This is a genomic window from Streptomyces sp. HUAS 31, from assembly GCF_028198125.1.
Taxonomy (GTDB): Bacteria; Actinomycetota; Actinomycetes; order Streptomycetales; family Streptomycetaceae; genus Streptomyces; species Streptomyces chartreusis.
In genome coordinates this window covers 2,055,669-2,081,860 of the sequence record NZ_CP116353.1, presented here as the reverse complement: position 1 = coordinate 2,081,860, position 26,192 = coordinate 2,055,669, and the positions used below count along the sequence as shown (strand labels likewise).

The following is a 26,192-nucleotide window of genomic DNA, read 5'->3' as shown; positions in this document are numbered from 1 at the left end:
CCCCTCGCGCGCGGGTCAGTTGGCCCACGGCGGCGTGATGAGCGTGCCGTCGGCCAGCTCCGCGGTCAGGCCGATGGACGTGGTGACCCAGGTGACGGCGGTCCGCCCGGTCGGGTTCTCGACGGTCAGGGTCGCGCCCGGGTTGATGATCAGGGTGTCGCCCGCGGTGATCCGATCGGTGCGGTCGTCGAGCGTGACCAGCAGCTCGCCGTCGAGAAGGTGCAGGATCTCCTCCCGGTTGACGGTGTGGGCGGGCGCCTTGGTCCCGGCCGGTATCTCGCCGCGCCAGGCGCAGAGCTCCTTGCTGCCGGTGCCGGGGGCGGCGTACGAGACGAAACGGGCGCCGTGGATCTCGTGGGTGACGGCCTCGGACGCTCGGATCACGGGCATGGGTGTCTCCTCGGGAAGGTGGTCGAACTCGGGAGGATGGTCGAACTCGGGAAAGTGGTCAAGCTGCTTGACTATATGAGCCTATGGTCAAGCTGCTTGACCGATCCGTCAAGGGTGTTTCAATGCCTGCGTGCAGAACTCCGAAGCCATGGCCCTGTCCGCCGCCCTGCTCGCCGTCGCCGGCGAACTCACGCAGCGCATCAATGACGGCGTGGTCGCCCGGGGCTTCGAGGGGGTCAGGCCCGCGCACGGTTTCGCCTTCGCCCGGCTCGCCCCGGCCGGGGCCACCGCCACCGACCTCGCCGTCCATCTCGGTGTGACCAAGCAGGCCGCGAGTCAGCTCGTGGACGAGATCGTGCGCAAGGGGTACGCCGAGCGCCGGCCGCACCCCGATGACGCGCGGGCCCGCCTGGTCGTGCTGACCGAGCGGGGCTGGGCCTGCACCCGTGCCGCCGAGGAGGCGGCCGCCGATGCCGTCCGGGGGTGGGCCGATGTGCTGGGCGAGGCGCAGGTGCGGGCGCTGTTGGGGCAATTGGCGAGCATCGCGCCCAATGGCCCTATCAGGCCTGCCTGGTGACGGTTCATCAGTAGATGCAGTGCACCTCTGACTATCACTGGAAGTTTTTACTGACGCGTAACTTCACACGTCTGCTACTCGCCCGTAACTTGACGAGTGAACAGCATCCTCGTGATCCGGATCACAGGGCGTAAGGCCGTCGCACCTCCCTTGAGCCGCAAGGAGATCACACGATGCTGCCCTGGAAACGAGTGCTCAGACCGCTGGCCGCACTGCTCCTGACTGCCGCGGTCGCCGTCGTTCCCGCCGCCACCACCGCCCAGGCCGCTGAAACGGCAGCGGCCCCCAGCAGCGGCTGGAACGACTACTCCTGCAAGCCGTCCGCCGCCCACCCCCGCCCCGTCGTCCTCGTCCACGGAACCTTCGCCAACTCCGTAGACAACTGGCTGGGGCTCGCGCCCTACTTGAAGGACCGCGGCTACTGCGTCTTCTCCCTCGACTACGGCCAGCTGCCGGGCGTGCCGTTCTTCCACGCCCTCGGGCCCATCGACAAGTCGGCGGAGCAACTGTCCGCCTATGTCGACAAGGTGCTCGCCGCGACCGGTGCCGCCGAGGCCGACCTCGTCGGCCACTCGCAGGGCGGCATGATGCCCCGCTACTACCTCAAGTTCCTCGGCGGTGCCGGCAAGGTGAACGCACTTGTCGGCATCGCGCCCAACAACCACGGCACCACCCTGTCGGGGCTCGCCAACCTGCTGCCGTACTTCCCCGGCGCGGAGGACCTGCTCAGCGCCGCGACCCCCGCCCTCGCCCAGCAGGTCGTCGGATCCGACTTCATGACCAAGCTCAACGCGGGCGGCGACACCGTCCCCGGTGTGCGCTACACGGTCATCGCCACCAAGTACGACGAGGTGGTCACGCCGTGGCGGACCCAGTTCCTGACCGGGCCCGACGTGAAGAACGTCCTGATCCAGGACCTGTGCGCCGTCGACATCTCCGAGCACGCGCTCATCGGCATCACCGACCGGATCGCCTTCCACGAGGTGGCCAACGCGCTCGACCCCGCCCACGCCCGCCCCACCACCTGCGCGTCCGTGTTCAGTTGAGCGACTGAGCGCTGGACCGGGACACACCGCCGGGGCCTGACCGGCCTGAGCCGCCGTTCAGGCCCCGGAGTCCTTGTCGTCAGCGGCCGTGCCGCCCGCCGGCCGCCGCCCGCCGGCGCACCGAGGCGAACAGCACCGCCGAACCCAGCGCCAGCGTCGCCGCACCACCCATCGCGAGATACGCCGTGCTGCTGTCCCCGCCGGTCTCGGCCAGGTTCTCGGTGGCGCCGGCCGCCTTCGGCCGGTTGGCCGGGGCGGTGGACGCGTCGTCCTCGGCCGCCGCGGCCGGCTCCGCCGATGTACTGGCGTCCTGGTCGCCGTGGCCGTGGTGCTCGATCGTCGACTGGTCGGCACCGGCCTCGATCTGCTCCTCGGAGGGCGCGGAGGCGCTGGGGGCGGCGGACGCGTCGGTGTCGGAGTCGCCACTGCCGGTGCTGTCGGAGTCGCCGGTGCTGTCGGAGTCGCCGGTGCTGTCGGAGTTGCCGGTGCCCCCGCCGCTCGCGCCGCCGAAGGTGACGTCCGAGCAGGAGTAGAACGCCTCCGGGCTGTCCGAGCGCTGCCAGACCGCGTACAGCAGCTGCTTGCCGGAGCGCTGCGGCAGGGTGCCGGAGAACGTGTAGAAGCCGCCCGACGCCGCCGGGTCGGTGACCGTCGCCACCGGGTTCGACAGATCCAGGTCGCCCCAGGCCAGCGGCTTCGCGGGGTCGTAGCCCGCCTTGGTGATGTACACCTTGAAGGTGCCCTTGTGCGGGGCGGTCACGCGGTACTTGAAGGTGTACGACCCGCTGCTCACGCTCGTCGCCGGCCAGTCGGCGCGGGCCAGGTCCAGGCCCTTGAACTCCTCGCTGTTCGCGCTGCACAGCTTGCCGTCCGGGATCAGCTCCTGGTGCCGGCCGGCGGCGTCGCCGATCCGTATGCCGTTCCAGTCGTAGAGAGCCTGCGTGCCGCCCGCCGCGACCGCCGCCTTGCACGCGTCGGACTTCGGGCTCTCGGGGCCCTCCGCGTAGCACTGCGAGACCCGGCTGACCGGGTCGCCCATCGAGCCGTGCGCCGAGGCGGGCGCGGCGGCGAGGGCGGTCAGCGCGAGCGGGGTCAGGCCGAGAGCGGTGACGGCGGCGGCCTTGCGGCGTGCGGACATGGAAGGTCTCCTCGAGGGCCTGATGCATGGGGTGAATCCCGTGGGGGCGATCAGAAACTAGCCCGAGAGACCCTCGAATTCGCCTGCTGGAGACGGGTGATGGCGATCTTTAGGGTCGCCTTAAGGTACGGCTAACCAGGGGCTCAGGAAGAGGGAGGGCAAGCCCTCCTCTGACCTGCTTCCGAGCGCCTCCACCTGTACGCGACCGTCCGTGTCCGTCCGCCGTCGAACGCCTCAGTTGGCTCCCGGACTGGCTCCCAGCGTCTCCCTGCCCTGGGTGTTGTCGGGGATCCTGATGACTTGCGTATTCGCTGCTCAGGGCCGATAGGGTCGTCGGCCTGGCGGTCATCGTTGGTCGTCATTGGCCACCGATGAGCGACTCGGACGGCCCAGAGACGGCCCAACTTCGGCGTGTTCGGCAGACGGCCGGCACCATCGCTGCAACCAGTCTGAAGCTCAGCCGAAGACAGTCAGTCAGTCATGACTCAGCCCGGCCGACCGAGCAGCCGCGCGTGTCACCTGCACCCCCATCGGCCTCAGCCATGCGATCAAGGGTGCGCCGCAACGAGCAGCTCGGCGATGGCTGAGTGGTCGCGGTGAAGTGCGCTGCCGATCCGTCGCGAATCGGGGGTGCCCAGACCGACTGGCGAAAGTACTGGGCCCAGCGACAGCCCTACCAGTCGGTCAGGTCTACGAGGAGATCGCAGTGCGGGTCCTCCGGGGCCGGAAGCTGGTACTGCACTTCCTCGATGAGGGTGGAGAGCGAAGCGATCAACGCGGTGGACGCTTGGGCCAGGCGGATGTCGGCGCCGATGATGCCGGGGCGGTCGGAGCGCTGTACATAGAGGCGCATCAGGTTGTCGCCATGCATCAAGAAGCCGATCAAGAACGGGTTCTCGTCGTCGCCCGGGTCGGACAGGGCGCGCAGGACGGTGAGCGCTTGGCCCTGTTCGGGCTCCGGGTCCAGGGCGATCTCCTCCGGGCGGAGGCGGATGACGGTCATCCCCATGGCGTCGCTGATGTCGTTGTTGCTGTAGTACTGGGTTCCGGCCAGGACGGTGCGCAGCATGCCGGGGACGTAGGCGGGGGCCACCCTGTCGTTGGGGATTTCGTACAGGAAGGTCCGGCCGGTCGCGTCGTCTCCGGCGTGGATGGCGATCCGTACGGCACTGGGGGCGGGCAAGACGCCCCGCAGGCGGCAGCCTTCAGCCATGGGTGCGTTCAGGTAGTACAGCAGCAGGCGGCAGACGGCCGCCTGCTGCTCGCGGTCCTCGGGGTCTGTCACTGGTTCATCCATGCGGGGCACTTGTTGTGTGGTTGGTTACGGCAGAACGCGTTGATGACGCCGATCTTCTGTCCCCTGCCCGCGTCGTATTTCCCGTCCTTGGTCTTGCGCGAGTACTGGACGATGACGACGTACTTGACGTGCGCGGGATTGGGGCCGGTCCTGATGGCGTCGCCATCGTATTCCAGGCGCCCGTGGTGGTCGTCGCGGTCGGGGTTGCCTTCCATGGCGGCGTTGACGATCCGACAGGTCTTGATGTTGTGGCGGTGGGTGAAGTGGTTCCAGCCGAAGTCCGAATTGCCGTACCGCGTGGGAATTTTGCGTCCGTCAGCGTCGGTCTGGTTGCATTTGGCTCGGTGGTCCCAAGGGTTCGGCTGGGCCGGATGCAGGGCCGACGCACTGGGCGCAGCTCCGGACAGCAGGGCCGCTGTGGTCAGGGCGGTCGTCGCTATCGCGGTGATCCTCTTCATGGTTGCTGAGCACATCATGTCGGAGTCTGCTCTGACAGGCACCCTTGAGACGAACTGGTGTTCTATATAGGCCAATCCACGAATCCCGAACCACTCCACCACGGCCTCTTAGTGGCGCCGTGGTTCCCCGCTGTTCCCCGCTCTATCTGGTGCGCTTGTGGTGCGTCGGTCGCGGCTTGGCCTGGTGCCGTCGACTCGCCGACTCCGCCTTACAGATCAGCGCGGAGACGCTCCTTGGCGGCTTCAAGGCGTAGGCCGTAGTCGGGCATGAAACGATCCCCTCAAGATCGTCGGACTGGAACATGACTTGGTAGAGCCAGTCCGACAGCACGAAGGCTTGATCGCGCGTGAGCCTGATGGTGATCGCTTCCTCGTCCACGCCCTCAACCTGGCTGCCGCGACTGACGGTGTGCTGGGCTCTGGCTTCCGTGACCAACACGCTTTCCAACTGTGGTGGTGGCCTCGGGACCCTCGGACAGGGACGTTCACCTTGGTTCGTGGGCGGTCGGGAACGAGAGCTACTACCGGCTTCGGTCCCGCCTGAACGGCCGTGAACGGCGCTGAATGAGACGGAAACTGAGACGGACTGCGGGGCCCGGGCTCGCTAGCATCTTCGCTGTTGAGGGGGGAGCCATGGCGTTGGTCCGCAAGGGATCACGACGGGTCGTTGTCGACGGCACGGCCTACCGCTGGCGGTTGCGAGGCAGGCCGACGTACTTCCAGGGGCTTGCCTGGTCGCCGTGCACGTTCGCGGTCGAGCATGCGGACACCCCGGGCATGACGCTTGTGGTCACCACCGACCAGCCGCACCCGAGTAACTGGATCGGCCGTGAGGCTGAGCCAGTGCTGCCGTCCGGTGTTGCCTCGGCTGTTCGGCTTGCCCTGCGCGAGGGTTGGACTCCGACGGCTCCGGGCCCCGCGTTCCACCTCGACCAGTCCGCCGGCTTCGCGCCCTCGCACTGAACAGAGCTGGCGAAGTGCCGGTGCCTATACGTCAGCCGACGACAGTCAGCTCAGATGTGCTGCATCCAGATGTTGGGCTCTACGTAGGTGCCCTGATCAGCGGAGTGGTCGAGCCGTAGCAAGCTCAGCCCTTCAGGGATGACGTAGTCACCCGTTTCGGGGAAAGCCATGCCGGTCCACCCCTCCCATTCGGCGATCGTGCCGGTCATGGTTTGCGACTCGGGAGCCGCTGCGAGAATGCGGGCGCCCAGACGCTGGTGCGTCCGGATCCATGGATCCAGGGCCATGCCGTCCTCACGGGTCCACCTCATGAAAGCCTCGATGGACGTCAGCGGGTAGCGGGCTTTCAGGGTCGGGCGGACCGGTGCGATGACGCGAGGCCATCCTGCATCCTCGGCGAGTTGGCGCAGTGCTTTGAGTGTCTCCCCGGCCAGGCCTTGTCCTTTGAGAGACGGGGTGACGATTGCTCCGCAGATCACCAGGGTGTCGGGTTCGACGCCTTGTTCTCGGCCCTCCACGGCGCGGATCATGGCCTCGGTGTAGCCGGTGGGGAGTGTCTCCGTTCGCCCATCCCACCGGATCGGTATACCCCAGCCGGTCGCGACAGGCATGCCGTGGTCGTCCACCAGCGTGAGGTTGAGGTCGGCGAACCACTCCCTGATCCTGCCGATGTACTGCTTGGCCAGCCGATCGGCTGTGATGAACTCCGGGAAGCCCTCGCTGAAGAGCACCTGCATCTGCTCATCAGGCCATGCGCGTGCGTCTGTTCGCTCAACAGTCAAGGTCACCGGCCCGTTTATAGCGCACCGACCACAGACGGAGCGACGCAGTTCTTATGGCTTGGACTGGAACAGACCGCCGGGATCACGCCCTGTCGGCCCAACGGCCCCCCGCAGAGACCGGCACCGTCTACCACGCATCGTGACCCTGACAACTGACAGGGATGCGAAGTATCTGGTGCGGCCTACTGGGCCTACTGTTCGAGGCACTGACTCCGAGGGCCTTCTGTCCACTGCTGCGCCTGAGGTCGGAACCTGTCCATGCGTCACGTCCTGGGGAGATCATCATGTTCAACTGCCCCACGGGAAACGTCTGCGCGTGGAGCTCCTCCGGCTACCACGGTCCGACGATCCTGAAGACGGAAGGCAACTGGTCCGGGTCGCTGCGGGTGGGCTTCATCATGAACAACGGCTTTCCAGCCCCGGTGCCGATCACATCCAGGCCACCTGGGTCTTCGAAGGCCGCACCTGGGACAGGTGCCTGCACTTCAACCCGGGACCGGGCGAGTACAAGCTCTCCTTTCCGACGGGAGTTGAGCTGAAGAGTCTCACCTGGCGTGGCGAATGCTGATCGGGAGCGACCGTCGATAGCCCGCTGGGCGGCGTGGTTCGCGGCGGAGCCGCTACGTGGGTCGCGTTTCCTGGCGGAGGGACTTGTTGACGCCGGTGATGACCACGGTGACGAGGCAGAGGGCGATGACCGACTCGGCCCACAGGAAGGCGAACCAGTCCAGGACGCAGCCGATCGGGGGTGTGCCGGGCGCGGTGTTGCGGAACGCGGCGAGGGCGAACAGGGTGGCGGCCATCCAGGCGAGGCCGGGCCAGACCAGGCCCTCGCTGCCGGTCGTCAGGTACCAGGCCCCGATGAGCACGGACGCCGCCAGCGCCCACATCGCCACCATCATGAAGACCGCGAAGACGAGCAGGCTTCCCGATCGCGCCAGCCCCAGCGCCACCACGGCCTCCTGCCGGGCGGGCACAGGCTCCGCGGAGACCGAGAAGAGCGTGTCGTTGTTGGAGAACAGCATCCGTACCGGCACCTGCTCGCCGCCCATCCGCGCACGGAACGCGATGTCGGTCTCGTAGGTGTCGAACGGGTAGTCACTGATCGATCCGCCCGTGAGGGCAACCTGCACGTCTCTCGTCGCGAGCCGCTCGTGCGCCGCGAACTCCAGGTCGCCGAGGGTCGCCCCCGAGGTCTGGAGGCTGAGGTCGGCCACCGGGGCCGCCCCGCCCTTCTCGCCGAGGCTCCCGCGCGGGGTCACCCAGACCCTCAGTAAGAGCTCTCTGCCCGCGGCGTCGACGTTCTGCACCGCGGCCTCCACATCCACCCGGTCGGCGGCCGAGGATCCGACGGTGTGCACGGTGTCGGCCGTCTGCCGCTCGCTGAACTGCAGCCACGAGCCGACGGCCACCGCCACCACGATCAGGATCGCGATGAGGACGAGCACACGCGGGACGGACCGCCTGGAGCGTCGTGGGCGAGGCGAGTCGGCAGGTGCGGCCGGACGGCCCGGACGCATCACTCGGTCCGGTTGCCCGGCACTTGGAGGGGACTCCCGGGCACCACCGAGGCGGTGTTGACGGAACGCACGTGATCCACGCTACGGGGCGGTCCGAGGACGTGCATGCGGACGAGGCGGGGTGGACGGGACGAGCGCCGAGCTGTGGATAGGCACGCCGAAACGGCCTGGGTAGCGTTCGGGCCATGACGACCGAGGAGATCCGGCCCGCGACGGCCGCCGACGTGCCGGCGGTGAAGGCCGTGACGGATGCCGCGTACACGCCGTACATCGAACGCATCGGGGTGACGCCCGTGCCCATGACGGCGGACCACGCGGCGGACGTGGCCGCGGGGAAGGTGTTCGTGACGGGGAATCCCGTGCTGGGGCTCGTGGTGATCGAGGCGCACGAGGACCATCTGTTCCTCGACAGCATCGCCGTGCACCCCGACGCCCATGGCAAGGGCGTGGGGAGACGGCTGCTGCACTTCGTGGACGCACGCGCGCGTGCGCTCGGCCTGCCCGAGGTCAGGCTCTACACGAACGCCCTGATGTGGGAGAACCAGAAGATCTACCCGAAGTACGGCTATGAGCTCGTCGAGCGCCGGGCGGTGGGCCCGTACGACCGGTTCCACTACCGCAAGCGGCTGACCTGACGCGTCTCATACGGCCGGCCGGGTTTCTCAGCTGTCCGGCCACCAGGTTCGTGCGATGTCCTTGCGGACCTCGGGTCGTCCCGAGGGGCTCTCCTCGGCCTCCTCCTGGACCCGGCGACGGGTGCTGGACTGCCTCGTCAGGGGCTTCTGCACGGTTGCACGGCGCATGGCTGCCTCCTTCAGGGGCCCACCGAGTTCCGCGTTCTCACCGGGGTAGACCCGTTGGGGGAGAGTTACTCATCGGTCCAGGCTCTGTCAGTGGCGGCAGTCACGATTCGACTGTCAGTGGCGGGTGTCACTCTTGGCCGCATGACGAACGGTGAACACGCCATCACAGGGGCGGACCTGGACTGGGACTCGGCCGCCGCCACCTTCGACGACGAGCCGGACCACGGCCTGCGCGACCCGGAGGTCCGCCGCGCATGGGCCTCCCGGCTGCGGTCCTGGCTGCCCGACCGCGCCTCGGACGTCCTCGACCTGGGCTGCGGCACCGGCAGCCTGTCGCTCCTCGCGGCCGAGCAGGGGCATCGCGTCACCGGGGTGGACCGGTCCCCGGCGATGGTCGATCTCGCCCGCGCCAAGCTCGCCGGGCGTGACGCGGTGTTCCTCGTCGGTGACGCGGCGGCGCCTCCGGTGGGGGAGGAGCGGTTCGACGTGGTGCTCGTACGGCACGTCCTGTGGGCGCTGCCCGACCCGGGCCGGGTCCTGCGGCACTGGCGCGGGCTGCTGCGCCCGGGAGGACGGTTCGTGCTGGTCGAGGGCGTGTGGGACACCGTGGCCGGTGCCGGCCCGGCCGGCATACCGGCGGCCCGTCTCACCGACCTCCTCGCGCCGCTCGCCGGCCGGGTACGGGTGGAGCACCTGTCGGACGACGAGCCACTGTGGGGCAGGGCCGTGACCGACGAGCGGTACGCCGTGGTGGCGACGGCCTGACGAGCGGTGTGCCCAATCGAGAAGATCGCCCGCGCCACACGCTCCTCGGGCAGGTCCCCGGCGACGCCCCCGGCAACCCGGCCGACTGTGGCGACGGCCCGACGCGCAGCACACCCTGGTGGCGGCGGCCTCACCGGCAACGGCGACCGGCGCCCACCCCACGCGCCCTAGGCCAGCAGTGACTCCAGGCCGCCCTCGACCGTGGCGAACACCTCCAGCTCGTCGAGAGCCGCCACGGCCGCGGCGGCGGCCTCCGGGTCCGAGCGCTCCAGACCGCTCTCGGCGAACTCGTCCTCGTCCAGACGCAGCACGTCCGTGCCGTCGGCGGAGCGCCACAGATCCAGGTCGAGGTCCTCGACGACCAGCTCCGTGCCCGACAGCGTGGCCGGTCGGGTGATGTCGCAGTACCAGCCCTTCAGGGTGCCCGCGGCATCGCGGACCTCCTTCACGGCGTACCAGCGGTCGCGCCAGTAGTACTCGGTGAAGACGTCGCCCGGCTCGAACCGCACGAAGCCGAAGTCGCGGACACCGTCACCGGACCAGGGGGCGCGCACGGCGATCCGGGTGCCGTCGTCGGCGACCAGCTCGGCCGCGTAACGGATCTTCGTACGGCCGCCCTTGACGAGGACCACGTCCAGGGAGCGCGGCCGCTCAGCCGAGTTCGCGGACATGGCGGACCTCCGTCGCACAGATCTGATAGCCGAACCAGAAGTTGATCGCCAACATGGGCTCGTTGTCGGTGTCATTGCCGGTGAACGCCTCCCGGTAGCCGGCGGCGCGGGCGCGGTGCAGGGAGGCGTTCTTGGCGAGCTTGGCCAGGCCCCGGCCGCGGTGGGCGCGGGCGGTGCCGGTCATCGCCGTGGCGTAGCGGGTGGCACGGTCCGTGAAGGCGGAGCTGAAGGCGGCGGGACGGCCGTCGACGACGGCGACCGACGTCAGGTCCAGATCGAGGAGTGGATGCTTCCAGGTCTCCGCCAGCCATGCCTCGTAGTCGGTGAACTCGGCGCCCACGTCGCTCGGTTCGTCCGACGTCGTCTCCGCGTCGAGCAGGAACAGCGGGCGCGGGTCGTCCGCGAAGTCGGCGGCGGTGCGCAGCTCGACGCCGGGCGGGAGGTCCTGGAGCGGCGGCAGGGTGCCGCCCGCCAGGTCCAGGCGCAGGAAGTGGGCGGAGCGGCTCGCGCGATAGCCGTGCCGCTCGGCGAACGCGCGGTTGCCCGGCTCGTCGAGGACCCACGAGAACAGCTTGGTCGCCCCGAGCGAGCGCAGGTGCTCCTCGGCGGCGCGGACCAGCAGCTCGCCGGCACCGCGGCGGGTGCGGTCCGGCCGCACATAGACGTTGAGGTAACCCTGGCCGGGCTCCGGGCTGTCGTACGCCATGCCGACCTGGGCCGTGCCGATCGTCTCGCCGTCCTCCTCCGCGACGAGGGAGCGGTAGTGGGCGTCGGGATGGGTGTGGGCCTGGCGGTGGGTGATGGCCTCCGGGGTCCACAGGATGTACGGCAGGGCGAGGTGGCGGCTGTGGGCGAAACGCTCGACGTCGGCGGGCACTTCGGGGCGGAGGTCGCGCACGGTCACGGTCATGAAGGCGCACGCTACGTGGGGGATGTGCGCGGATGCCTCTCATTTTCCGGCGGGTACGGGACAATCGGCCCTGTGACCTTGAAGATCCACATCGACGACAGTGCCGCACCGTACGAGCAGGTGCGGGCGCAGATCTCGGAGCAGGCGCGATCGGGGGCGCTGCCGGTGGGCTACCGGCTGCCGACCGTGCGCGGGCTGGCGGAGTCCCTGGGGCTGGCCGCCAATACGGTCGCCAAGGCGTACCGGGCGCTGGAGAGCGACGGGGTGATCGAGACGCGGGGGCGCAACGGCACGTTCGTGGCCGCCGCAGGCTCGGCCGCGGAACGGGAGCTCGCGTCGGCTGCCCAGACGTACGTCGATCGTGCCCGTCGGCTGGGGCTGACGGAAGCGGACGCGCTGGGCGCCGTACGGGATGCGCTGCGGGCGGCCTACGGGGAGTAGGCAAGTCGCTAGGCCGGCGACGGAAGGCGCCGCGGCGTGCGCGTCGGCTCCAGGCCCGCCGCCGTCGCCGCCCTCGCGAACGTCATCGCGTCCTGCACCGCCGCCCCCGTCGGGTCGTTGTTGAAGTACGCGTACACGTCCTCGGTGTCCGACCACATGTCGGTGATGCGCTCCACCCATGTCGCCAGTGCCTGTCGGCCATAGTGCGGCCACACATGTGCGCGGCCCACATGGAATCGGACGTATCCCCAGTCGGTGGTGCGCCACAGCGGTGTCACCGGGCGGGACTCGACGTCGGCCCAGCACAGGGCCGCGCCCCGGGACTCCAGCACCTCGCGCACCTGATGTGTCCACCAGCTGTCGTGCCGTGGCTCCACCGCGACCCGCGTCGAGGACGGGAAGCACGCCAGGCACGCGTCCAGCAGGCCGGCGTCCGCTCGCAGCGTGGGTGGCAGTTGCAGCAGCACCGGGCCCAGCCGGGCGCCCAACCCCTGCGCATGGGACATCAGCCGGTGCACCGGCTCCTCGGGATCCCGCAGCCGCTTGATGTGGGTCAGATAGCGGCTCGCCTTCACCGCGACCACGAAGTCCTCCGGCACCCGGTCCCGCCACGCCTCGAAGTTCTCCCGCGTCGGCAGCCGGTAGAAGGCGTTGTTGATCTCGACGGTGGCGAAGTGCGCGGCGTACTCCTCCAGCCAGAGGCGCACCGGTACGTCGGCCGGGTACAGGACGTCCCGCCAGTCCTTGTACTGCCACCCCGACGTGCCGACGAACAGGGTCATACCCCCATCAAAGCACTACAGATACAGCCCCGCGTCGGCCCCGTCCCGCGGATCCGGCACTGCCGTCGGCGAAGTGCCCCGCTTCAGCGCGTACAGCTCCGCCAGTGTGGCGCCCTCGCGGCCGATGCCCTCCTCCGCGCCCAGCCAGCCCACCGCCTCGCGCCGGGTCAGCGGACCCACCTCGATGCGGGCCAGGCAGCGGCCGGGGCGGACGACGGCCGGATGCAGGCGCTCCAGGTCCTCGTTGGTCGTCACCCCGACCAGGACGTTGCGGCCCTGGCCCAGCAGGCCGTCCGTCAGGTTGAGCAGCCGCGACAGGGCCTGCCCCGCCGTGTGCTTCGCCTCGCCCCTGATCAGCTCGTCGCAGTCCTCCAGCAGGAGCAGCCGCCAGCGGCCCTTGCCCGTCGAGTCCTCCTCGCCGATCGCGATGTCCATCAGATAGCCGACGTCGGAGAAGAGCCGCTCCGGGTCCAGCACGCAGTCCACCTGGCACCAGTCCCGCCAGGAGCGCGCCAGGGTCCGCAGCGCCGACGTCTTGCCGGTCCCGGGCGGGCCGTGCAGCAGGAGCAGCCGGCCGGCGATGTCCTCCGGGGTCGTCTTCATCAGGCGGTCCATCGCGTCCGCGACCGGCGCGGTGTAGTTGGCCCGCACCTCGTCCCAGGTGCCCGCCGAGATCTGCCGGGTCGTGCGATGCGGGCCGCGCCTTGGGGAGACGTACCAGAAGCCCATGGTCACGTTCTCCGGCTGCGGTTCGGGCTCGTCGGCCGCGCCGTCCGTCGCCTCGCCCAGCACCCGCTCGGCCAGTTCCTCGCTGGTCGCGGTCACGGTGACGTCGGCACCGCGGTTCCAGCGGGAGATCAGCAGGGTCCAGCCGTCGCCCTCCGCCAGCGTCGCGCTGCGGTCGTCGTCACGGGCGGTGCGCAGCACACGGGCGCCCGGCGGCAGGAGCGTCGCCCCGGACCGTACGCGGTCGATGTTCGCCGCGTGCGAGTACGGCTGCTCGCCCGTCGCGAAGCGGCCGAGGAACAGCGCGTCGACGACGTCGGACGGCGAGTCGCTGTCGTCGACGTTGAGCCGGATCGGCAGAGCGTCGTGTGGGTTCGCAGACATGCGGCCATGATCCGGCACGCGACGGCCCCGTGCACCCGGTTTCCGTGCCACATCCCGCCAACGGTGCACGTCCGGTGCGTGCGTCGCATTCCCCCGGCGCCTCCGTGGCCTCCCCTTCCCACATCCCGATCGCATCCCCGTGCGCCTCCGCGCCCTGTTACAGGACCGTGTGGGGACGAAACCTGCCCGAGCGGCCGACACCCCCGTTACCGTTGTCCTTGATGGGACGTCATGGGTGGAATTCGGGGGCACGGCGGTGGCGGCTCACCGCGCTGCTCGGCGTGGGCGCCGCGGCACTGGCCCTGCTCGTGACCCTCCTCAACACGCTTCCGGGCAACGGCGTGGACACCGACGGCACCACACGCGACGGCGACAAGCCGCACGGCAACCCGACGGCCACGCCGGACGCGACGGATCCGCAGGTGGGCTGGGGCTTCACGCACACCCAGCACAGCGCCGACGAGGGCGACTCCGCCGCCGTGAAGCGCGTCGAGGGACGGCTCGCGGCCGCCGGCGGGCTGCCGCAGATCCAGCACGTCATGGGCTGGGGCGCCGACAACCCCGAGCCGGTCAGGGGGCGTTACGACTTCGAGGCGATGGACCGCCGCATCGACTTCGTCCGTGCCTCCGGCAGCACCCCGGTCGTCACCCTGTGCTGCGCCCCCGACTGGATGAAGGGCGGCGAGGCCGGCGTCGACAACACCGACTGGAGCCAGGCCGCCCTGGAGACGGCGCCCGACCCCGAGCACTTCGAGGACTACGCCGATCTCGCCGTGACCGTCGCGAGGCGCTACCCGGACGTACGCCACTTCATCGTCTGGAACGAGTTCAAGGGCTTCTGGAACGACGCCGAGGCTCGCTGGGACTACGAGGGCTACACGAAGCTGTACAACCTCGTGTACCGGGCGCTCAAGAAGGTCAACCCGGACATCATGGTCGGCGGGCCGTACCTAGTGATGGACAGCGTCGACCCGCGCGCCGAGGAGGCGTCGAAGGCCCTCACCGGGCCCTGGGGAGCCCTCGACCGTCGCACCGTCGACGCCTTCGGGTACTGGAACGAACACAAGGCGGGCGCCGACTTCGTCGTCGTCGACGGCTCCAGCTACACCCGCGACGACGAACTCCTGCCCGACGAGTTCACGGCCACCGACAAGTTCACGGACGTGAGCCGGTGGGTGCGGAAGCAGACCGGTGATCTCCCGCTGTGGTGGGCCGAGTACTACGTCGAGCCCGCCGACGGCAACGACGAACGCAAGGGCTGGTCCGAGGCCCGCCGAGGCGCCGTCCAGGCCGCCGGCATGATCGCGCTCGCCAAGGGCGGCACCACCTCCGCCTTCTACTGGAACCCGGAGAAGGAGAAGGGCACCGAGTGCGCCGGCTGTCTGTGGACGCCGACCGACACCGCGGACGGCGGCGCCAAGCTGCCCATGTACGACCTGGTCTCGCGGTTCGGCACGGAGTTCCGGCCGGGGGCCGAGTACAGGCCGGTGTCCGTGGCCGGGTCCGATGTACGGGTCCTGGCCACGGACGAGGTGATCCTGGCCGTGAACACCCTCGACCGGCAGACCACCGTGAAGATCGACGGCAAGAAGGTCCAGCTCCAGGCATACGAGGTCAAGTGGCTGGAGCGCTGAGCCACTTGACCCCTACGGTCCTCACTTGATCGTCAGGAACCGCTGCACCAACGACGCCAGCAGCACCGCCAGCAGCGGCAGCGAGAACCAGAAGCTGCTCTGGAGCCAACGCAGCTGCCGCACGCTCGGCGCCGCCACCCGGACGATCTCGCGGGCCATCAGCAGCACGATGAGCGCCGCCGCCGCGAGCCCGCCGACCACCGACCACGGCGTCCACGTCACCTGCGGCCCGATGGGCCCGGGATCGGCCTTCGGCACCGCACCCGCCGGCTGCTTGCGCAACGCGTACATCGTCACGTCGGAATTCGCGAAGACCCGCTTCAGCTCCTGGCGCTTGTCCAGGTTCAGCAGCAGCCGCGTCTCCCAGCTCGCCGAATAGCCCACGTCCAGCCGGAGATAGGTGACCTGACCCCGGTTGATCATCAGATACGAGTTCGGGCCGGCGTCCTTCAGCGCCTTCACCAGGCCCGACACCAGCACCGGGTCGACCGGCGCCTGCGTCGGCAGGTAGGAGACCTTCTCCATGTCCCGCGAGCCCCACGGCATCGCCGGTGTCACGTCGTCGACCGGGTCGCTGCTCAGCCACAGCAGCCTGAGGCTCGGATCGTCATGGGCGTACACGTACTCCATGGCGGCGACTTCGCCGGGTTTGACGCGCTCGAACGGCTCGTTGCCCCAGCGGGCCACCAGGAAGCCGCCCATCAGCACCAGGCCCGCCATCAGCGCGGCCAACGGGGCGAGGCTCACCCGGTCCTTGTCGCGTTCCTTGGCGGTGACTCCGGTGCGCGGGAAGAACGCGAGACCCGTGAGCAGCGCCGCGCCGGGCAGGGCGAACATGAACACCCGCAGGGCCATCTCACCGCCGTACGACTGCATCCCGAAGCCCAGGAACGGCACGAAGGTCAGGACGAGCAGCGAACGCTCCCGGTAGTGGTGGAAGCGCCTGCGCCACCAGCCCCAGCAGGCGAACGCCATCACACCGCCGGCCAGCAGGACACGGACGTACAGCACCAGCTTGTGGGTCGAACTGCCGCCCTCGATACGGCCGGACACCGACGACGACACGTTCGAGCCGACGCCGCCGACCCCGCCGAAGAGCTCGTCGAAGTGGCCCGACCAGTACGGTTCGGCCAGGAAGCCGATCCACACCGTCACCATGACGCCGAACAGGATGGGCAGGCCGCGCAGTTCGGACCTGCCGACCAGGACCAGCGCCGTCAGCACGCCCAGCATCACGAACGGCGTGAGCTGGTGCGCCGGGACGCTCGCCGCGAACAGCCCGATGACCACCATCAGCAGCACGGCCCGTTGCCGCCGGTCCGTCGGCTCGACCTCCAGCTCGCCGGGCCGCCGCTTCGTCCAGATCACCCTCGGCGCGCGGAACCAGACCAGCAGGACCGCCGCGAACACCAGGTACAGCAGATAGGTGAAGCCCTGCGGCGAGAAGTAGTCCTGGCCCACCCAGCCGCCGAGCACGAACACCCAGATGCCGGTCCACTTGGCCCGCCAGCTCGCCCTCATGTGGCGCACCAGCAGGAACATCGGGACCAGGTAGAGCAGCTGCATGGTCAGCGGCCACCAGCGGATGAGCTCCGCCGGGTCGCTGACCCCGCACGCCTTCGCGGCGAACGCGGCCACCGCGAAGAAGCCCGGCCAGCTCCAGCGCGCGTCCAGGTCGGGCACGGCCGACCCGGTGCGGTCGATGTAGTCGAGGAAGCCCAGGTGCTGCCAGGCCGTCGCGAACCGCGGCTCGGTCTCGATCAGGGCGGGCAGGGCGTGCAGCGACACGACCGTCGCGAGCAGGGTGATCAGCAGCAGCGCCCGGTGCTCACGGCCCAGCCACAGCAGCGACGCGAACGTCACCGCCAGCAGCGCGGCCCCGAGCAGCGTCGGCGACGGCAGCACCGAGATCAGCCCGAGCCCGCCCATGCCGTCCAGGTCGCTCTCGCCGAGCCGCAGCGCGGGCACCCAGTACAGCAGCAGCGCGGCGGTCAGCAGACAGCCGAGGATCACTCCGAGCCGGGTCGGCAGCAGCCGCTCCCGCCCGCCCGGCGCGGGCACCTCGGCCGGCGGCACGGGCTTCTCGTGCATGGGCGGCTCTTCCGGTACGGCGGTCTCCTCCCGTACGAGCGTCTCCTCGCGTTCCTCCGGTTCGGCCGCCTCGCCCTTGCCGGCGTCGAACTCGTCCTCGAACGGGGCGTCCACCTCGGTCGGCTCGGCCGACGCCCGGCGCTCCTGCACCGGCAGACCGAACTCCGAGGTGCGGGCCCAGGTCGGCCGGTGCTCGGGCCGGATCCGCGGTGTGCCCGTGGGCGGCGTCCCAGGGCCGGGGCGGACGTCGGGCCGGCGTTCCAGGTGGTCGAAGTCGACGTGGATGCCGAGCGCGAGGGTGTCGTTGTCCAGCGACCAGGCGGGCCCGCGCTTGCGCGCCCCCTCCGACGCCTCGCGCGCCCCCAGGTCGGCGAGGTCGCCGTCGGGAGCGGCGTCCTCGGGCACCTCGCCCTGGGAGGCCCGCACGGTCCGGTACAGCCTGGGCGCGGCGATCGCGACGATCACCGACAGGGACGCGATCTCGGCGACACCGGCGCCGGTCAGGCCCATGCGCGGCAGCAGCACCAGCGTCAGACCGAGCACCAGGGCGCACAACAGCCCCTGGAGCCACGCCAGTCCGGCGGTCCGGCTCTGGGCGCGCAGCACCGCGAAGTACGTCTCCATGACGACCCGCAGCAGCCCGCCGACCGCGAACCAGCGCAGCAGCGGGGTCGCCGCGTCCGCGTAGCCCGGGCCGAACACGCCCAGGATCCAGGGCGCCCCGAAGAACAGGATCGCGGCGACCGGAATCATGATCCGTGCCATGCGCCTGAGCGCCGCACGGGTGTTGGCCGCCAGCCGGCCCGGATCGTGCGCGCCCTCGACCGTGAGGGAGGCGCCCATGTTGATGGCGAGCAGATTGACGGTGCCGCCGATGGTGGCCGTGATGTAGAAGTAGGCGTTGTCCTCGGAGGAGACCTGCGCGGCCACGATCACGGGGATGAGATAGACCACGGCCAGCGAGAACAGCGAGCCGGTGTAGTCGCCCGCCAGGAACCGCCCGATCTCCTTCAGGGACGGCTGACGGGCGTGTTCCTCGGTCGCCGCGGCATGGCGTGGCACCAGCCGCCGGAACACCAGCCAGCCCAGCGGCAGCACCGACACCGCGATGGCCGCGACCCACGAGACGAAGACACCGGCGGTGGGGATCGCCACCGCGAACGCCACCAGCAGACCCAGCTTCACCGCGGAGAACACGGTGTTGCCGACCGGCACCCACAGCGCGCTGCGCAGCCCGGTCAGCACCCCGTCCTGGAGCGTGAGCAGGTTCCAGGCGACGACGGCCACGACGAAGAAGAGCCCGTTCAGCGGCCCGTTCAGGAACCGGTACGACGGCCCCCACAGGTCCAGCGTCACCAGGAAGACGCCCGCGGCCAGCGCCACGATCACACAACTGCCCGCGTACGTACGGAAGATCAGCCGGCCGCTCCGGCGTCCCGCGACCGGGATGAAGCGGGCCAGCGCACCCGTCAGGGTCACCGCGGTGAGCCCCGCGAGGAACTTCATCGCGGCGATCGCGGCGGACCCCTGGCCGACCGCGGACTCGGAGTAGTAGCGGGCGGCGGCCAGCCAGAAACCCAGCCCCAGCACGGCGGAGACGCCGGTGTTGATCATCAGGGCGTAGGCGTTGCGGAACAGCTGGCTGCCCCCGGAGGACCTGCCCAGGCCGGGCAGGCGAAGGCGGCGCCCCGACTGCTCGGGCGCCTTCGCGTCGGTCGATGCGGGCTCGGTCGTGGTCGTCGTGTCAGACACGGGAACGGATGGCCTTCCGGCGGACCTGTCGGGCTCTGCGGACCACTGCGTACCCCTTGGTGAGGGCGCGGTCCCTGGCGAAGGTGCGGGCGATCGCACGGCCCTCGACCATCCGCCGGAACTCCTCGATACCGGTGGCGCGGCGCACGGTGAGGCGGGTGAGCGCGTACGGCCCCTGCCGGCGCCGCGCGAGCCCGTTGTTGACGGCGAGCGCCTGGGCGTACCCGGTCTCGCGCACCGCCTCGCGCACCCGGCGGCTGGAGTAGCCGTACGGATAGGCGAACGAGGCCGGGACGGTGCCGAGCAGGTCCGAGACGATCTCCTTGCACAGGATCAGCTCGGAGCGCAGCCTGTCGTCCGGGAGCTGGTCGAGCTGCGGATGGGTGTGGCTGTGGCCGCCGATCTCGACGTCCGCGGCGGCGAGTTCGCGCACCTGGTCCCAGTCGAGCATGGTGTCCAGGCCGCCGCCGGTGTCGTGCGGGCCCCTCAGCCAGCCCGTGGAGACGAACACCGTGGCCGCGAAGCCGTGCTCGGCGAGCACGGGCAGCGCATGCCGGTGCACGCCCTCGTAGCCGTCGTCGAAGGTGATCAGCACCGGCCGCTCGGGCAGCGGTTTGCCGGAGCGCCAGCGCTCCGCCAGGTCGGCCGTCCGCACGGGGGTGAGGCCGAGGTCGCCGAGCAGCGCCATCTGCTCCGCGAACGCCTCCGGCGCCACCGACAGTTCGCGGGTGGCGTCGTTCGGCGAGGTGGAGACGGCGTGGTACATGAGAATGGGCACGCGCCCGTCGGTCATCTGCTTCCCCCCTCGCGGCGCGGTTCCCCCTCGATGCCCGCCACCGAGTACGTGACGCCCCCTCGGCGCACCCGGACACTCCCCACGACGTACCCACCGGCCGCCGTCAGCACCCCCGCGACGATCGCGCCCGCCCGGCCCGCGCCGCCCCGCCGGGCCAGTACGGCGTCCCGCAGCCCGCGAGCCACCCCCGCCGGCAGGACCCGGGTGGTGTACCGGCGCTCGGACTCAAGGCCCTTGCCGGCGCCGACACTCCGGGCCACGAGCGCCTTGGACAGGCCCTCGGCGTAGGTACGCGTGCGGAAGTACCTGAAGTGCTCGCGCGGTTCGGGCACCCGGTGGTGGATCACCGCGCGGTCGTCGATCAGGAGCACCGTGTCGGGCCTGGCCCGGGTGAGCCGGATGCACAGCTCCGTCTCCTCGCAGCCCAGCGGCAGCCGGTCGCCGTCGCGCCCGATGCCGGTGGCGAAGCCGCCCGCGAAGTCGAACGCGGTGCGCCGGAAGGAGGCGTTGCCGCCGAGGACGTTGCGTACCTCGACCCGCCCGTCCGGCAGGCCCCGGTAGGTGCAGCCGACGACCCAGTCGAACTCCTCCGGGAACCAGTCCGGCCGCCTCCCCGACGCCCAGATCGGCTCGGTGCGCCCACCGACGGCCATCACGCGCGGGTCGGCGTACCCCGCCGCGAAGTACCGCAGCCAGTCGCGCTCGGCCACGGCGTCGTCGTCGAGGAACGCGACGACCTCGCCGTAGGAGGCGGCGATGCCGGTGTTGCGTCCTGCGGACAGACCGCGGGGGCCCGCGTTGGCGAGCACCCGTACGTCGGCCGCTTCCTTGTACTCCTTGGTCAGCCGGTCCAGGAGCGCCTCGTTGTGGTCGACGACCAGCAGCGTCTCCAGGGCCGGATACGCCTGCGCCCGTACCGAGGAGACCGCCGCGAGGATGTCCTCCCAGCGGTCCTCGGTGTACACGCAGATCACGACGGAGATGTCGGGACCGCTCAAGACGCCTCTCCCCGGACCGAGTGACCCGGCTGGACCGAGTCGAGCACAGGGGAGTGCGCCGCGGCGGTGCGGCGGCGCAGGGCACGCCGGTTGGAGCGCTCCTTCAGGATCACCTTGAGCACCCGCAGCCCGTCCCGCACGGCCCGCAGATTGCTCGTGCCGTGGATGCGGAGGTACTCGTGGCTGGGTATCTCCTGCACCTTCAGGCCCGCCTTGACGACCCGGATGTTCATCAGGGTCTCCACCTCGAAGCCGGTGCAGTCGAGTTCGATCTTGTCCAGGCAGTGCCGCCAGAACGCGTTGTATCCGTAGCAGAGATCGGTGTAGCGGGCGCCGAACTTGCGGTTGACGGCCGTGCACAGGGCCCAGTTGCCGAGCTTGCGGATCGGTGTCATGTCGTCGGTGCCCCCGCCGTTGGCGAAGCGGGACCCCTTGGCGAAGTCGGCGCCGGAGACCAGGGCGGAGACGTAACTGACGATCTCCTGGCCGTCCGCCGAGCCGTCGGCGTCCACCATCACGATGATGTCGCCGGTGGCCGCCGCGAACCCGGTGATCAGGGCATCCCCCTTGCCCCTGCCGTGCTGCCGGACGACCTTCACCTCGGGCCATAGCTCACGGGCCACTTCGACGGTGTCGTCGGTGGAGTTGCCGTCCACCAGGACCACTTCATGGATCCAGTCCGGAAGGGTCTTGAAGACGTACGGCAGGTTCTCCGCCTCGTTCATGGCTGGGATCACCACGCTCACCGGCGGCGCGATGGCCAGGTGAGAGGAGATGGGCCGGTACTTGCCGACCGGTGACGGATCTTGGTCCGCGACCGCCGGGCGCAGAAAAGAACTCATGAGTCAGGTGTCCCTCTCGTCCGGTGGACCGCCCGCCCCTGGGCGGCCCGGCTGTGTGTCCGGTTCGAAAGGGGGGTTTCTCACTCACGGCACGGCAGAACGAATCCCCGTACGCGTGTGGTGAGCTGGCATTTCTGGCCGGCCACCCGAAAAGCGGCAGCCGGTCGCGCGGCACGACTCGGACTCAAGTGCGGACACCTTCACCGAGCACCCCCCTACCGCGCCCCGCGCCGGGACCGTCGCGGTCCTTGAGCCCTCCCCTAGAGCCGCGACCGACCGTCCGATGCGAGTGAGATATACGACGGTATTGACGATTGAGCCAGTATGGCAAGAGCTGGAACGAGCCCTCACGTTTTTGTTGGTTTGACCGGAGTTAGCTATTTCCGGACCGGATCTTCCCCATACGTTTGAGGAGCCGGTCCGCCGGTTCGAACAGCTCCGGCCGGGTCTGCACGGTGTTGCGCAGCGCCCGGACCGGGGCACGGCGTGCCCGGTGTCCGAACGCGACCGGGTGATGCCTGGTCACCCACCCCTCCGACACCGTCAGCTCGCGTGTCTTCAGGGAGTCCTTGTACTCCTTCTGGCCCCGGCCGAGATCGAGATACGCGATCCCGTCGGCGGCGGCCGCCTCGGCCATGCGCAGATGCAGGACCAGACCCGGCGAATACTTCGAGAACACCGGGTCGTACGCCGGGAACCAGCAGGCCAGCACCCGTTCGGTACGCAGTCCGAAGTGCGCGGCGATCGGCCTGCCGCCGGCGTACAGCACCGACAGGATCCCGGCGAACGGCTCCGAGCGGGTGTGGAACAGCTGCTCCACCAGGAGCGTGATCCACGCGTGCGCGAAGCGGTCGCTGCGCCCGGTCCTGCGGTACTGCGCCGACTTCCAGGCCATCAGCGTGCGCAGCGCCGCCGGGTCCCGCTCGTCGTGCACGTACCGCACGCCGTCGTGGTCCCGGCCGAGCTTGCGCTCCTTGGCGAGCGTCGTCCGCGTGAACTTCGGCGACCGCTCCCGGAGTTGGGCCAGATACGCCTCGTACCCCTGGTCGACGTCCATGACCGGGGACGGGAACGTGCCGGAGGCCTCCGCCGCGAACGCCGCCTGGCCCTGAACCAGATGGTCGAACTCCCATACGGCGAGCCCGCACGCCTTCAGCAGCTCCCGGGTCTCCCAGGTGAACCCGGGCCGGTGCACCACGCCCTGGGCGTCCGAGACGCCGAGCCCGATGGCCCGGCCCACGCCGGACGCGGTCCGCTGGAACGGGAAGAACGCGGCCGGCTCGCCGCCCTCCCGCACCACCGCGATGCGCACCCCGCGCCGGCAGCGGCCGACGGCGAGCGTGAACTCGGGCGACAGGAAGGGGTTGGCGAGCTCGGGCGAGCCCTGGAGATGGGCCTTGGACTGCATCGATGTCCACGCCGCCCGGTCGGCGGAGCTGAGCTCCCCGGGACGGTACACGCTGATGTCCACGTCAGTCAGTCCGCCTTCGGGTCGTACGGCCGCTCAGCCGCCGCAGCAGAACCAGCAGGAGAATCAGGGCGCTGATCGCGGTCACGGCCACGATTCCGCCGCGTACCGACCACCGGTGCACGGCGAGCATGCCCTGGGTCACCAGCATGTTGACCACGACCGCGCCCGCAACCGAGGCCACGGTCCGGCCGAACGGTTCCAGCCCGCGCAGCGCGGCGGCGATGGCCCCGGCCGGTGCCGCGAGCAGGAAGAACAGGGTGAAGGGTCCGCGCAGCGGCGAGTCGGAGTCGACCAGCGCGAGGACCGCGCCGATCACCCCCACGGCCGTCGCGGCGCCCGCGAGCAGCGCCGTCAGGTCCCTCCCCGGACCTGGTCGCGCACGCTCGGCGTCCTCGGCCGAGTCTGTCTTGATACGTGCCTTGATACGTAAGGTCTGCATTGGCGACTTTGCCCCCCGAAGCGCCGGATGCCGGGCTTCAATGTGGCTCAGTGCCGCAGCGGTCGTCAAGATGCGAACGACCTCTTGACGGGTGTTCGAGGCGCACTCCCGCGCGAACGGTCCCCGCAGGAGTGGGGCCTGCGGGGACCGGTGGTTCAGGTGGTGCTCAGGTGTGTCACGGAACGAGCTTCAGCAGCCGGTTCGGGGAGCCGCTGCCGGGGCTCGTGACCACGTTGGCCGTGGCGCCGCCGGTGAGCGCGGAGGCCACCGCGGCCGGGGTGGCCGAGGTGTGGCTCGCCAGGTAGACCGCGGCCGCGCCCGCGACGTGCGGGGTGGCCATCGACGTACCGGAGATGGTGTTCGTCGCTGTGTCGCTGGTGTACCAGCCCGCCGTGATCGAGGAGCCGGGGGCGAAGATGTCCAGGACCGAGCCGTAGTTCGAGTAGCTGGCCCGAGCGTCCGAGCTGGTGGTGGCGCCGACGGTGATCGCCTCGGTGACCCGGGCCGGGGAGTACGAGGAGGCGCTGGCACTGCTGTTGCCGGCCGCGACGGCGTAGGTCACGCCGCTGGCGATGGAGTTGCGCACGGCCGTGTCCAGCGTGGTGGAGGCGCCGCCGCCGAGCGACAGGTTGGCGACCGAGGGACCGGAGTGGTTGTTGGTCACCCAGTCGATGCCCGCGATCACGCCCGCGGTGGTGCCGGAGCCCGAGTTGTCGAGCACGCGCACCGCCACGATCTTCGCCTTCTTGGCGACGCCGTAGGTGCTGCCCGCGATCGTGGTGGCCACATGGGTGCCGTGGCCGTTGCCGTCGGAGGCGGTGGTGTCGCCGTCGACGGCGTCGTAGCCGTAGGAGGCCCGACCGCTGATCTGCTGGTGGGTGATGCGCACACCGGTGTCGATGACGTACGCCGTCACGCCGCTGCCCGCGCTGTCCGGGTAGGTGTAGGTGCCGGAGAGCGGAAGCGCGGCCTGGTCGATGCGGTCCAGGCCCCAGGGGGCGCTGGTCTGCGTGGTGTCGGCCAGCCGGACGCGCTGGTTCTGCTCGACGGAGGCGACGGCCGGGTCGGCGGCGAGCCGTCTGGCCTCGGTCGCGGAGAGGGTGGCGGAATAGCCGTTCAACGCCTTGGTGAACGTCTTCTTCACCGTGCCGCCGTACTCCGCGACCAGGTCCTTGCCGGCGGCCGAGGAGGCCTTGAGGCCCACGCTCTTCCTGAGCGTGACGATGTAGCTGTCCTTGACGGCAGTGGGGGAGCCGGCGGCCAGGACCTTGCCCTCGGCCGGAGCGGCCTGGGCGGGGAGGGCGGTGAGTCCGCCGACGAGGGCGGCGGTCGCCAGGCTGGTTATCGCGGCGAACCGGAAGTTCTTGCTACGCAGTTGTGCCATTGCGAGGGAGTCCTCCTCCAGGCGGTGCGCATGTGGTGGGCGCACATGTGGGGGGTGCGTGCGGGGGCGCACGCACAGCCCGGAACGTCGCGTTCCCGTTCCAAGCCGAGGTAAAGGATCTGTGGTCCGCGGGTGACGAACAAGAGAGTTGACGACCTGTCAACAGGCTTGTCATGAACGCGAAATCAAACTCATAAGCTACTCATGGGTTGAGGGCCGCGATGCCCGGAAAAGTCTTGGCATGGACACTTCCCGTCAACACGCGTAGTTGGTACGACGGTTATGGCAGAGATCCTGCTATAGGGAGGTTCCATGAGACGTTCCCGACTTTCCGTATACGTCGCCTCACTCCTCCTCGCCGTCGGCACCGCCCTCACCGGGGCAGCCACCGCGCAGGCCGCCGATTCCGCCGCGATCGGCGGGTACGTGGCCCTCGGCGACTCCTACTCCTCGGGCCTCGGCTCGGGCAGCTACATCAGCTCCAGCGGCGACTGCAAGCGCAGCACGAAGGCGTACCCCTACCTGTGGGCCGCCGCCAACTCACCCTCGTCGTTCGACTTCACTGCCTGCTCGGGCGCTCAAACGGGTGATGTGACCGCAAGTCAACTCGGTCCGCTCACCTCCGCCACCGCACTGGTGTCCATCTCGATCGGCGGCAACGACGCCGGTTTCGCGGACATCATGACGACCTGTGTGCTCCAGTCCGACAGCGCCTGCGTCTCGCGCATCAACACCGCAAAGGCGTTCGTCGACTCCACGCTGCCCGGCCGGCTCGACACCGTGTACTCGGCCATCCGGGCCAAGGCCCCCACCGCCCATGTGGTCGTGCTGGGCTACCCGCGCTTCTACAAGCTGGGCGCGACCGGGTGCCTCGGCCTGTCCGAGACCAAGCGCAAGGCGCTCAACGGAGCCGCCGACTACATCGACGCGGCCACCGAGAAGCGTGCCCTGAACCACGGGTTCGCCTTCGGTGACGTACGGACCACCTTCACCGGGCACGAACTCTGCTCCGGCAGCTCGTGGATGCACTCCGTGAACTGGCTCAACATCCCCGAGTCGTACCACCCGACGGCCGCGGGCCAGTCGGGTGGCTATCTCCCGGTTCTGAACAGCGCGGCCTGAGACCCCCGCC

27 protein-coding genes are annotated in these 26,192 nt (G+C 70.0%); 8 read left to right on the top strand and 19 right to left on the bottom strand.

Annotation, left to right across the window (positions count from 1 at the left end; translation table 11 throughout):
• Window positions 1–15: 15 nt before the first annotated feature.
• Window positions 16–390 carry a cupin domain-containing protein gene (locus PGH47_RS09090; RefSeq protein ID WP_271662993.1) on the bottom strand — a complete coding sequence of 125 codons (375 nt, stop codon included), beginning with the start codon at window positions 388–390 and terminating at the stop codon, window positions 16–18.
• Between the two features lie 130 nt (window positions 391–520).
• On the opposite strand from PGH47_RS09090, the gene PGH47_RS09085 reads away from it, so the two are divergent.
• The gene (locus tag PGH47_RS09085) at window positions 521–967 is read left to right on the top strand and encodes a MarR family winged helix-turn-helix transcriptional regulator (RefSeq protein ID WP_271662992.1); all 447 of its coding nucleotides are present in this window, start codon (window positions 521–523) and stop codon (window positions 965–967) included.
• A 173-nt stretch (window positions 968–1,140) separates the two neighbouring features.
• Window positions 1,141–2,013 carry an esterase/lipase family protein gene (locus PGH47_RS09080; RefSeq protein ID WP_271662991.1) on the top strand — a complete coding sequence of 291 codons (873 nt, stop codon included), beginning with the start codon at window positions 1,141–1,143 and terminating at the stop codon, window positions 2,011–2,013.
• A 79-nt stretch (window positions 2,014–2,092) separates the two neighbouring features.
• Here PGH47_RS09080 and PGH47_RS09075 read toward each other — a convergent pair whose 3' ends face one another.
• The 4 genes from PGH47_RS09075 to PGH47_RS09060 form a co-directional block, all read right to left on the bottom strand.
• Window positions 2,093–3,151 carry a lytic polysaccharide monooxygenase auxiliary activity family 9 protein gene (locus PGH47_RS09075; protein ID WP_271662990.1) on the bottom strand — a complete coding sequence of 353 codons (1,059 nt, stop codon included), beginning with the start codon at window positions 3,149–3,151 and terminating at the stop codon, window positions 2,093–2,095.
• A 673-nt stretch (window positions 3,152–3,824) separates the two neighbouring features.
• Window positions 3,825–4,436: a hypothetical protein gene (locus PGH47_RS09070; RefSeq protein ID WP_271662989.1), complete on the bottom strand. Its 612-nt coding sequence runs from the start codon at window positions 4,434–4,436 to the stop codon at window positions 3,825–3,827.
• Window positions 4,433–4,906, bottom strand: a complete 474-nt coding sequence (locus PGH47_RS09065; RefSeq protein WP_271662988.1) for a hypothetical protein — start codon at window positions 4,904–4,906, stop codon at window positions 4,433–4,435. Before PGH47_RS09065 ends, PGH47_RS09070 begins: the two co-directional genes overlap by 4 nt.
• Window positions 4,907–5,048: 142 nt before the next feature.
• Window positions 5,049–5,285, bottom strand: coding sequence for a hypothetical protein (locus tag PGH47_RS09060; protein WP_271662987.1), 237 nt, complete (start codon window positions 5,283–5,285; stop codon window positions 5,049–5,051).
• Between the two features lie 254 nt (window positions 5,286–5,539).
• Between PGH47_RS09060 and PGH47_RS09055 the strand changes: the two genes are divergently transcribed.
• Window positions 5,540–5,869 carry a hypothetical protein gene (locus PGH47_RS09055; protein WP_271662986.1) on the top strand — a complete coding sequence of 110 codons (330 nt, stop codon included), beginning with the start codon at window positions 5,540–5,542 and terminating at the stop codon, window positions 5,867–5,869.
• A 50-nt stretch (window positions 5,870–5,919) separates the two neighbouring features.
• On the opposite strand, the gene PGH47_RS09050 is transcribed toward PGH47_RS09055, so the two are convergent.
• Window positions 5,920–6,657, bottom strand: coding sequence for a hypothetical protein (locus PGH47_RS09050; protein WP_271662985.1), 738 nt, complete (start codon window positions 6,655–6,657; stop codon window positions 5,920–5,922).
• A 614-nt stretch (window positions 6,658–7,271) separates the two neighbouring features.
• The gene (locus PGH47_RS09045) at window positions 7,272–8,099 is read right to left on the bottom strand and encodes a DUF4436 family protein (RefSeq protein ID WP_271662984.1); all 828 of its coding nucleotides are present in this window, start codon (window positions 8,097–8,099) and stop codon (window positions 7,272–7,274) included.
• Between the two features lie 257 nt (window positions 8,100–8,356).
• Between PGH47_RS09045 and PGH47_RS09040 the strand changes: the two genes are divergently transcribed.
• Window positions 8,357–8,806, top strand: coding sequence for a GNAT family N-acetyltransferase (locus PGH47_RS09040; RefSeq protein WP_271662983.1), 450 nt, complete (start codon window positions 8,357–8,359; stop codon window positions 8,804–8,806).
• 27 nt (window positions 8,807–8,833) lie between these two features.
• Here PGH47_RS09040 and PGH47_RS09035 read toward each other — a convergent pair whose 3' ends face one another.
• Window positions 8,834–8,974, bottom strand: a complete 141-nt coding sequence (locus PGH47_RS09035; RefSeq protein ID WP_271662982.1) for a hypothetical protein — start codon at window positions 8,972–8,974, stop codon at window positions 8,834–8,836.
• A 141-nt stretch (window positions 8,975–9,115) separates the two neighbouring features.
• Between PGH47_RS09035 and PGH47_RS09030 the strand changes: the two genes are divergently transcribed.
• Window positions 9,116–9,739 (top strand): class I SAM-dependent methyltransferase, encoded by a 624-nt coding sequence (locus tag PGH47_RS09030; RefSeq protein WP_271662981.1) that lies wholly within the window; start codon window positions 9,116–9,118, stop codon window positions 9,737–9,739.
• 167 nt (window positions 9,740–9,906) lie between these two features.
• Here PGH47_RS09030 and PGH47_RS09025 read toward each other — a convergent pair whose 3' ends face one another.
• Together PGH47_RS09025 and PGH47_RS09020 are read right to left on the bottom strand one after the other, a co-directional pair.
• Window positions 9,907–10,410: a DUF402 domain-containing protein gene (locus PGH47_RS09025; protein WP_271662980.1), complete on the bottom strand. Its 504-nt coding sequence runs from the start codon at window positions 10,408–10,410 to the stop codon at window positions 9,907–9,909.
• Window positions 10,391–11,320: a GNAT family N-acetyltransferase gene (locus PGH47_RS09020; protein ID WP_125527480.1), complete on the bottom strand. Its 930-nt coding sequence runs from the start codon at window positions 11,318–11,320 to the stop codon at window positions 10,391–10,393. Before PGH47_RS09020 ends, PGH47_RS09025 begins: the two co-directional genes overlap by 20 nt.
• 72 nt (window positions 11,321–11,392) lie before the next feature.
• Between PGH47_RS09020 and PGH47_RS09015 the strand changes: the two genes are divergently transcribed.
• Window positions 11,393–11,761, top strand: a complete 369-nt coding sequence (locus PGH47_RS09015; protein WP_125527481.1) for a GntR family transcriptional regulator — start codon at window positions 11,393–11,395, stop codon at window positions 11,759–11,761.
• Window positions 11,762–11,769: 8 nt separating this feature from the next.
• Here the strand turns inward: PGH47_RS09015 and PGH47_RS09010 are convergent, their stop codons facing one another.
• Complete coding sequence (locus PGH47_RS09010; protein WP_271662979.1) at window positions 11,770–12,543, bottom strand: DUF72 domain-containing protein; 774 nt, start codon at window positions 12,541–12,543, stop codon at window positions 11,770–11,772.
• Window positions 12,544–12,558: 15 nt separating this feature from the next.
• On the bottom strand, window positions 12,559–13,653 hold the full coding sequence (locus PGH47_RS09005; RefSeq protein ID WP_214335113.1) for a DUF5925 domain-containing protein: 1,095 nt from the start codon (window positions 13,651–13,653) through the stop codon (window positions 12,559–12,561).
• 221 nt (window positions 13,654–13,874) lie between these two features.
• On the opposite strand from PGH47_RS09005, the gene PGH47_RS09000 reads away from it, so the two are divergent.
• Window positions 13,875–15,287 carry a GH39 family glycosyl hydrolase gene (locus PGH47_RS09000; protein WP_271662978.1) on the top strand — a complete coding sequence of 471 codons (1,413 nt, stop codon included), beginning with the start codon at window positions 13,875–13,877 and terminating at the stop codon, window positions 15,285–15,287.
• A 21-nt stretch (window positions 15,288–15,308) separates the two neighbouring features.
• Here the strand turns inward: PGH47_RS09000 and PGH47_RS08995 are convergent, their stop codons facing one another.
• From PGH47_RS08995 to PGH47_RS08965, 7 genes are all read right to left on the bottom strand, one after another.
• Window positions 15,309–19,130: a lipopolysaccharide biosynthesis protein gene (locus tag PGH47_RS08995; RefSeq protein ID WP_271662977.1), complete on the bottom strand. Its 3,822-nt coding sequence runs from the start codon at window positions 19,128–19,130 to the stop codon at window positions 15,309–15,311.
• Window positions 19,123–19,923 (bottom strand): polysaccharide deacetylase family protein, encoded by an 801-nt coding sequence (locus PGH47_RS08990; RefSeq protein ID WP_271662976.1) that lies wholly within the window; start codon window positions 19,921–19,923, stop codon window positions 19,123–19,125. The genes PGH47_RS08995 and PGH47_RS08990 overlap by 8 nt, the downstream gene beginning before the upstream one ends.
• Complete coding sequence (locus PGH47_RS08985; RefSeq protein WP_093745456.1) at window positions 19,920–20,924, bottom strand: glycosyltransferase; 1,005 nt, start codon at window positions 20,922–20,924, stop codon at window positions 19,920–19,922. Before PGH47_RS08985 ends, PGH47_RS08990 begins: the two co-directional genes overlap by 4 nt.
• Entirely contained in the window at window positions 20,921–21,766 is an 846-nt protein-coding gene (locus PGH47_RS08980) for a glycosyltransferase family 2 protein (protein WP_271662975.1), read from the bottom strand. The genes PGH47_RS08985 and PGH47_RS08980 overlap by 4 nt, the downstream gene beginning before the upstream one ends.
• Window positions 21,767–22,139: 373 nt before the next feature.
• A complete protein-coding gene (locus tag PGH47_RS08975; protein WP_271662974.1) occupies window positions 22,140–23,237 on the bottom strand; it encodes a GNAT family N-acetyltransferase in 1,098 nt (365 codons plus the stop codon).
• A gap of 1 nt (window position 23,238) precedes the next feature.
• Window positions 23,239–23,676, bottom strand: coding sequence for a hypothetical protein (locus tag PGH47_RS08970; RefSeq protein WP_271662973.1), 438 nt, complete (start codon window positions 23,674–23,676; stop codon window positions 23,239–23,241).
• 175 nt (window positions 23,677–23,851) lie between these two features.
• Window positions 23,852–25,060 (bottom strand): S8 family peptidase, encoded by a 1,209-nt coding sequence (locus PGH47_RS08965; RefSeq protein ID WP_271662972.1) that lies wholly within the window; start codon window positions 25,058–25,060, stop codon window positions 23,852–23,854.
• A 312-nt stretch (window positions 25,061–25,372) separates the two neighbouring features.
• On the opposite strand from PGH47_RS08965, the gene PGH47_RS08960 reads away from it, so the two are divergent.
• On the top strand, window positions 25,373–26,182 hold the full coding sequence (locus tag PGH47_RS08960) for an SGNH/GDSL hydrolase family protein (RefSeq protein WP_271662971.1): 810 nt from the start codon (window positions 25,373–25,375) through the stop codon (window positions 26,180–26,182).
• Window positions 26,183–26,192 lie beyond the last annotated feature (10 nt).

Coding starts and splice junctions, on each gene's coding strand:
- PGH47_RS09055 (WP_271662986.1), top strand. CDS start 5,540: ATGGCGTTGGTCCGCAAGGGATCACGACGGGTCGTTGTCGACGGCACG.
- PGH47_RS09025 (WP_271662980.1), bottom strand. CDS start 10,410: ATGTCCGCGAACTCGGCTGAGCGGCCGCGCTCCCTGGACGTGGTCCTC.
- PGH47_RS09030 (WP_271662981.1), top strand. CDS start 9,116: ATGACGAACGGTGAACACGCCATCACAGGGGCGGACCTGGACTGGGAC.
- PGH47_RS09080 (WP_271662991.1), top strand. CDS start 1,141: ATGCTGCCCTGGAAACGAGTGCTCAGACCGCTGGCCGCACTGCTCCTG.
- PGH47_RS09000 (WP_271662978.1), top strand. CDS start 13,875: ATGGGACGTCATGGGTGGAATTCGGGGGCACGGCGGTGGCGGCTCACC.
- PGH47_RS08960 (WP_271662971.1), top strand. CDS start 25,373: ATGAGACGTTCCCGACTTTCCGTATACGTCGCCTCACTCCTCCTCGCC.
- PGH47_RS09005 (WP_214335113.1), bottom strand. CDS start 13,653: ATGTCTGCGAACCCACACGACGCTCTGCCGATCCGGCTCAACGTCGAC.
- PGH47_RS08970 (WP_271662973.1), bottom strand. CDS start 23,676: ATGCAGACCTTACGTATCAAGGCACGTATCAAGACAGACTCGGCCGAG.
- PGH47_RS09035 (WP_271662982.1), bottom strand. CDS start 8,974: ATGCGCCGTGCAACCGTGCAGAAGCCCCTGACGAGGCAGTCCAGCACC.
- PGH47_RS08990 (WP_271662976.1), bottom strand. CDS start 19,923: ATGACCGACGGGCGCGTGCCCATTCTCATGTACCACGCCGTCTCCACC.
- PGH47_RS08965 (WP_271662972.1), bottom strand. CDS start 25,060: ATGGCACAACTGCGTAGCAAGAACTTCCGGTTCGCCGCGATAACCAGC.
- PGH47_RS09010 (WP_271662979.1), bottom strand. CDS start 12,543: ATGACCCTGTTCGTCGGCACGTCGGGGTGGCAGTACAAGGACTGGCGG.
- PGH47_RS09075 (WP_271662990.1), bottom strand. CDS start 3,151: ATGTCCGCACGCCGCAAGGCCGCCGCCGTCACCGCTCTCGGCCTGACC.
- PGH47_RS08980 (WP_271662975.1), bottom strand. CDS start 21,766: ATGAGTTCTTTTCTGCGCCCGGCGGTCGCGGACCAAGATCCGTCACCG.
- PGH47_RS09020 (WP_125527480.1), bottom strand. CDS start 11,320: ATGACCGTGACCGTGCGCGACCTCCGCCCCGAAGTGCCCGCCGACGTC.
- PGH47_RS09065 (WP_271662988.1), bottom strand. CDS start 4,906: ATGAAGAGGATCACCGCGATAGCGACGACCGCCCTGACCACAGCGGCC.
- PGH47_RS09040 (WP_271662983.1), top strand. CDS start 8,357: ATGACGACCGAGGAGATCCGGCCCGCGACGGCCGCCGACGTGCCGGCG.
- PGH47_RS09090 (WP_271662993.1), bottom strand. CDS start 390: ATGCCCGTGATCCGAGCGTCCGAGGCCGTCACCCACGAGATCCACGGC.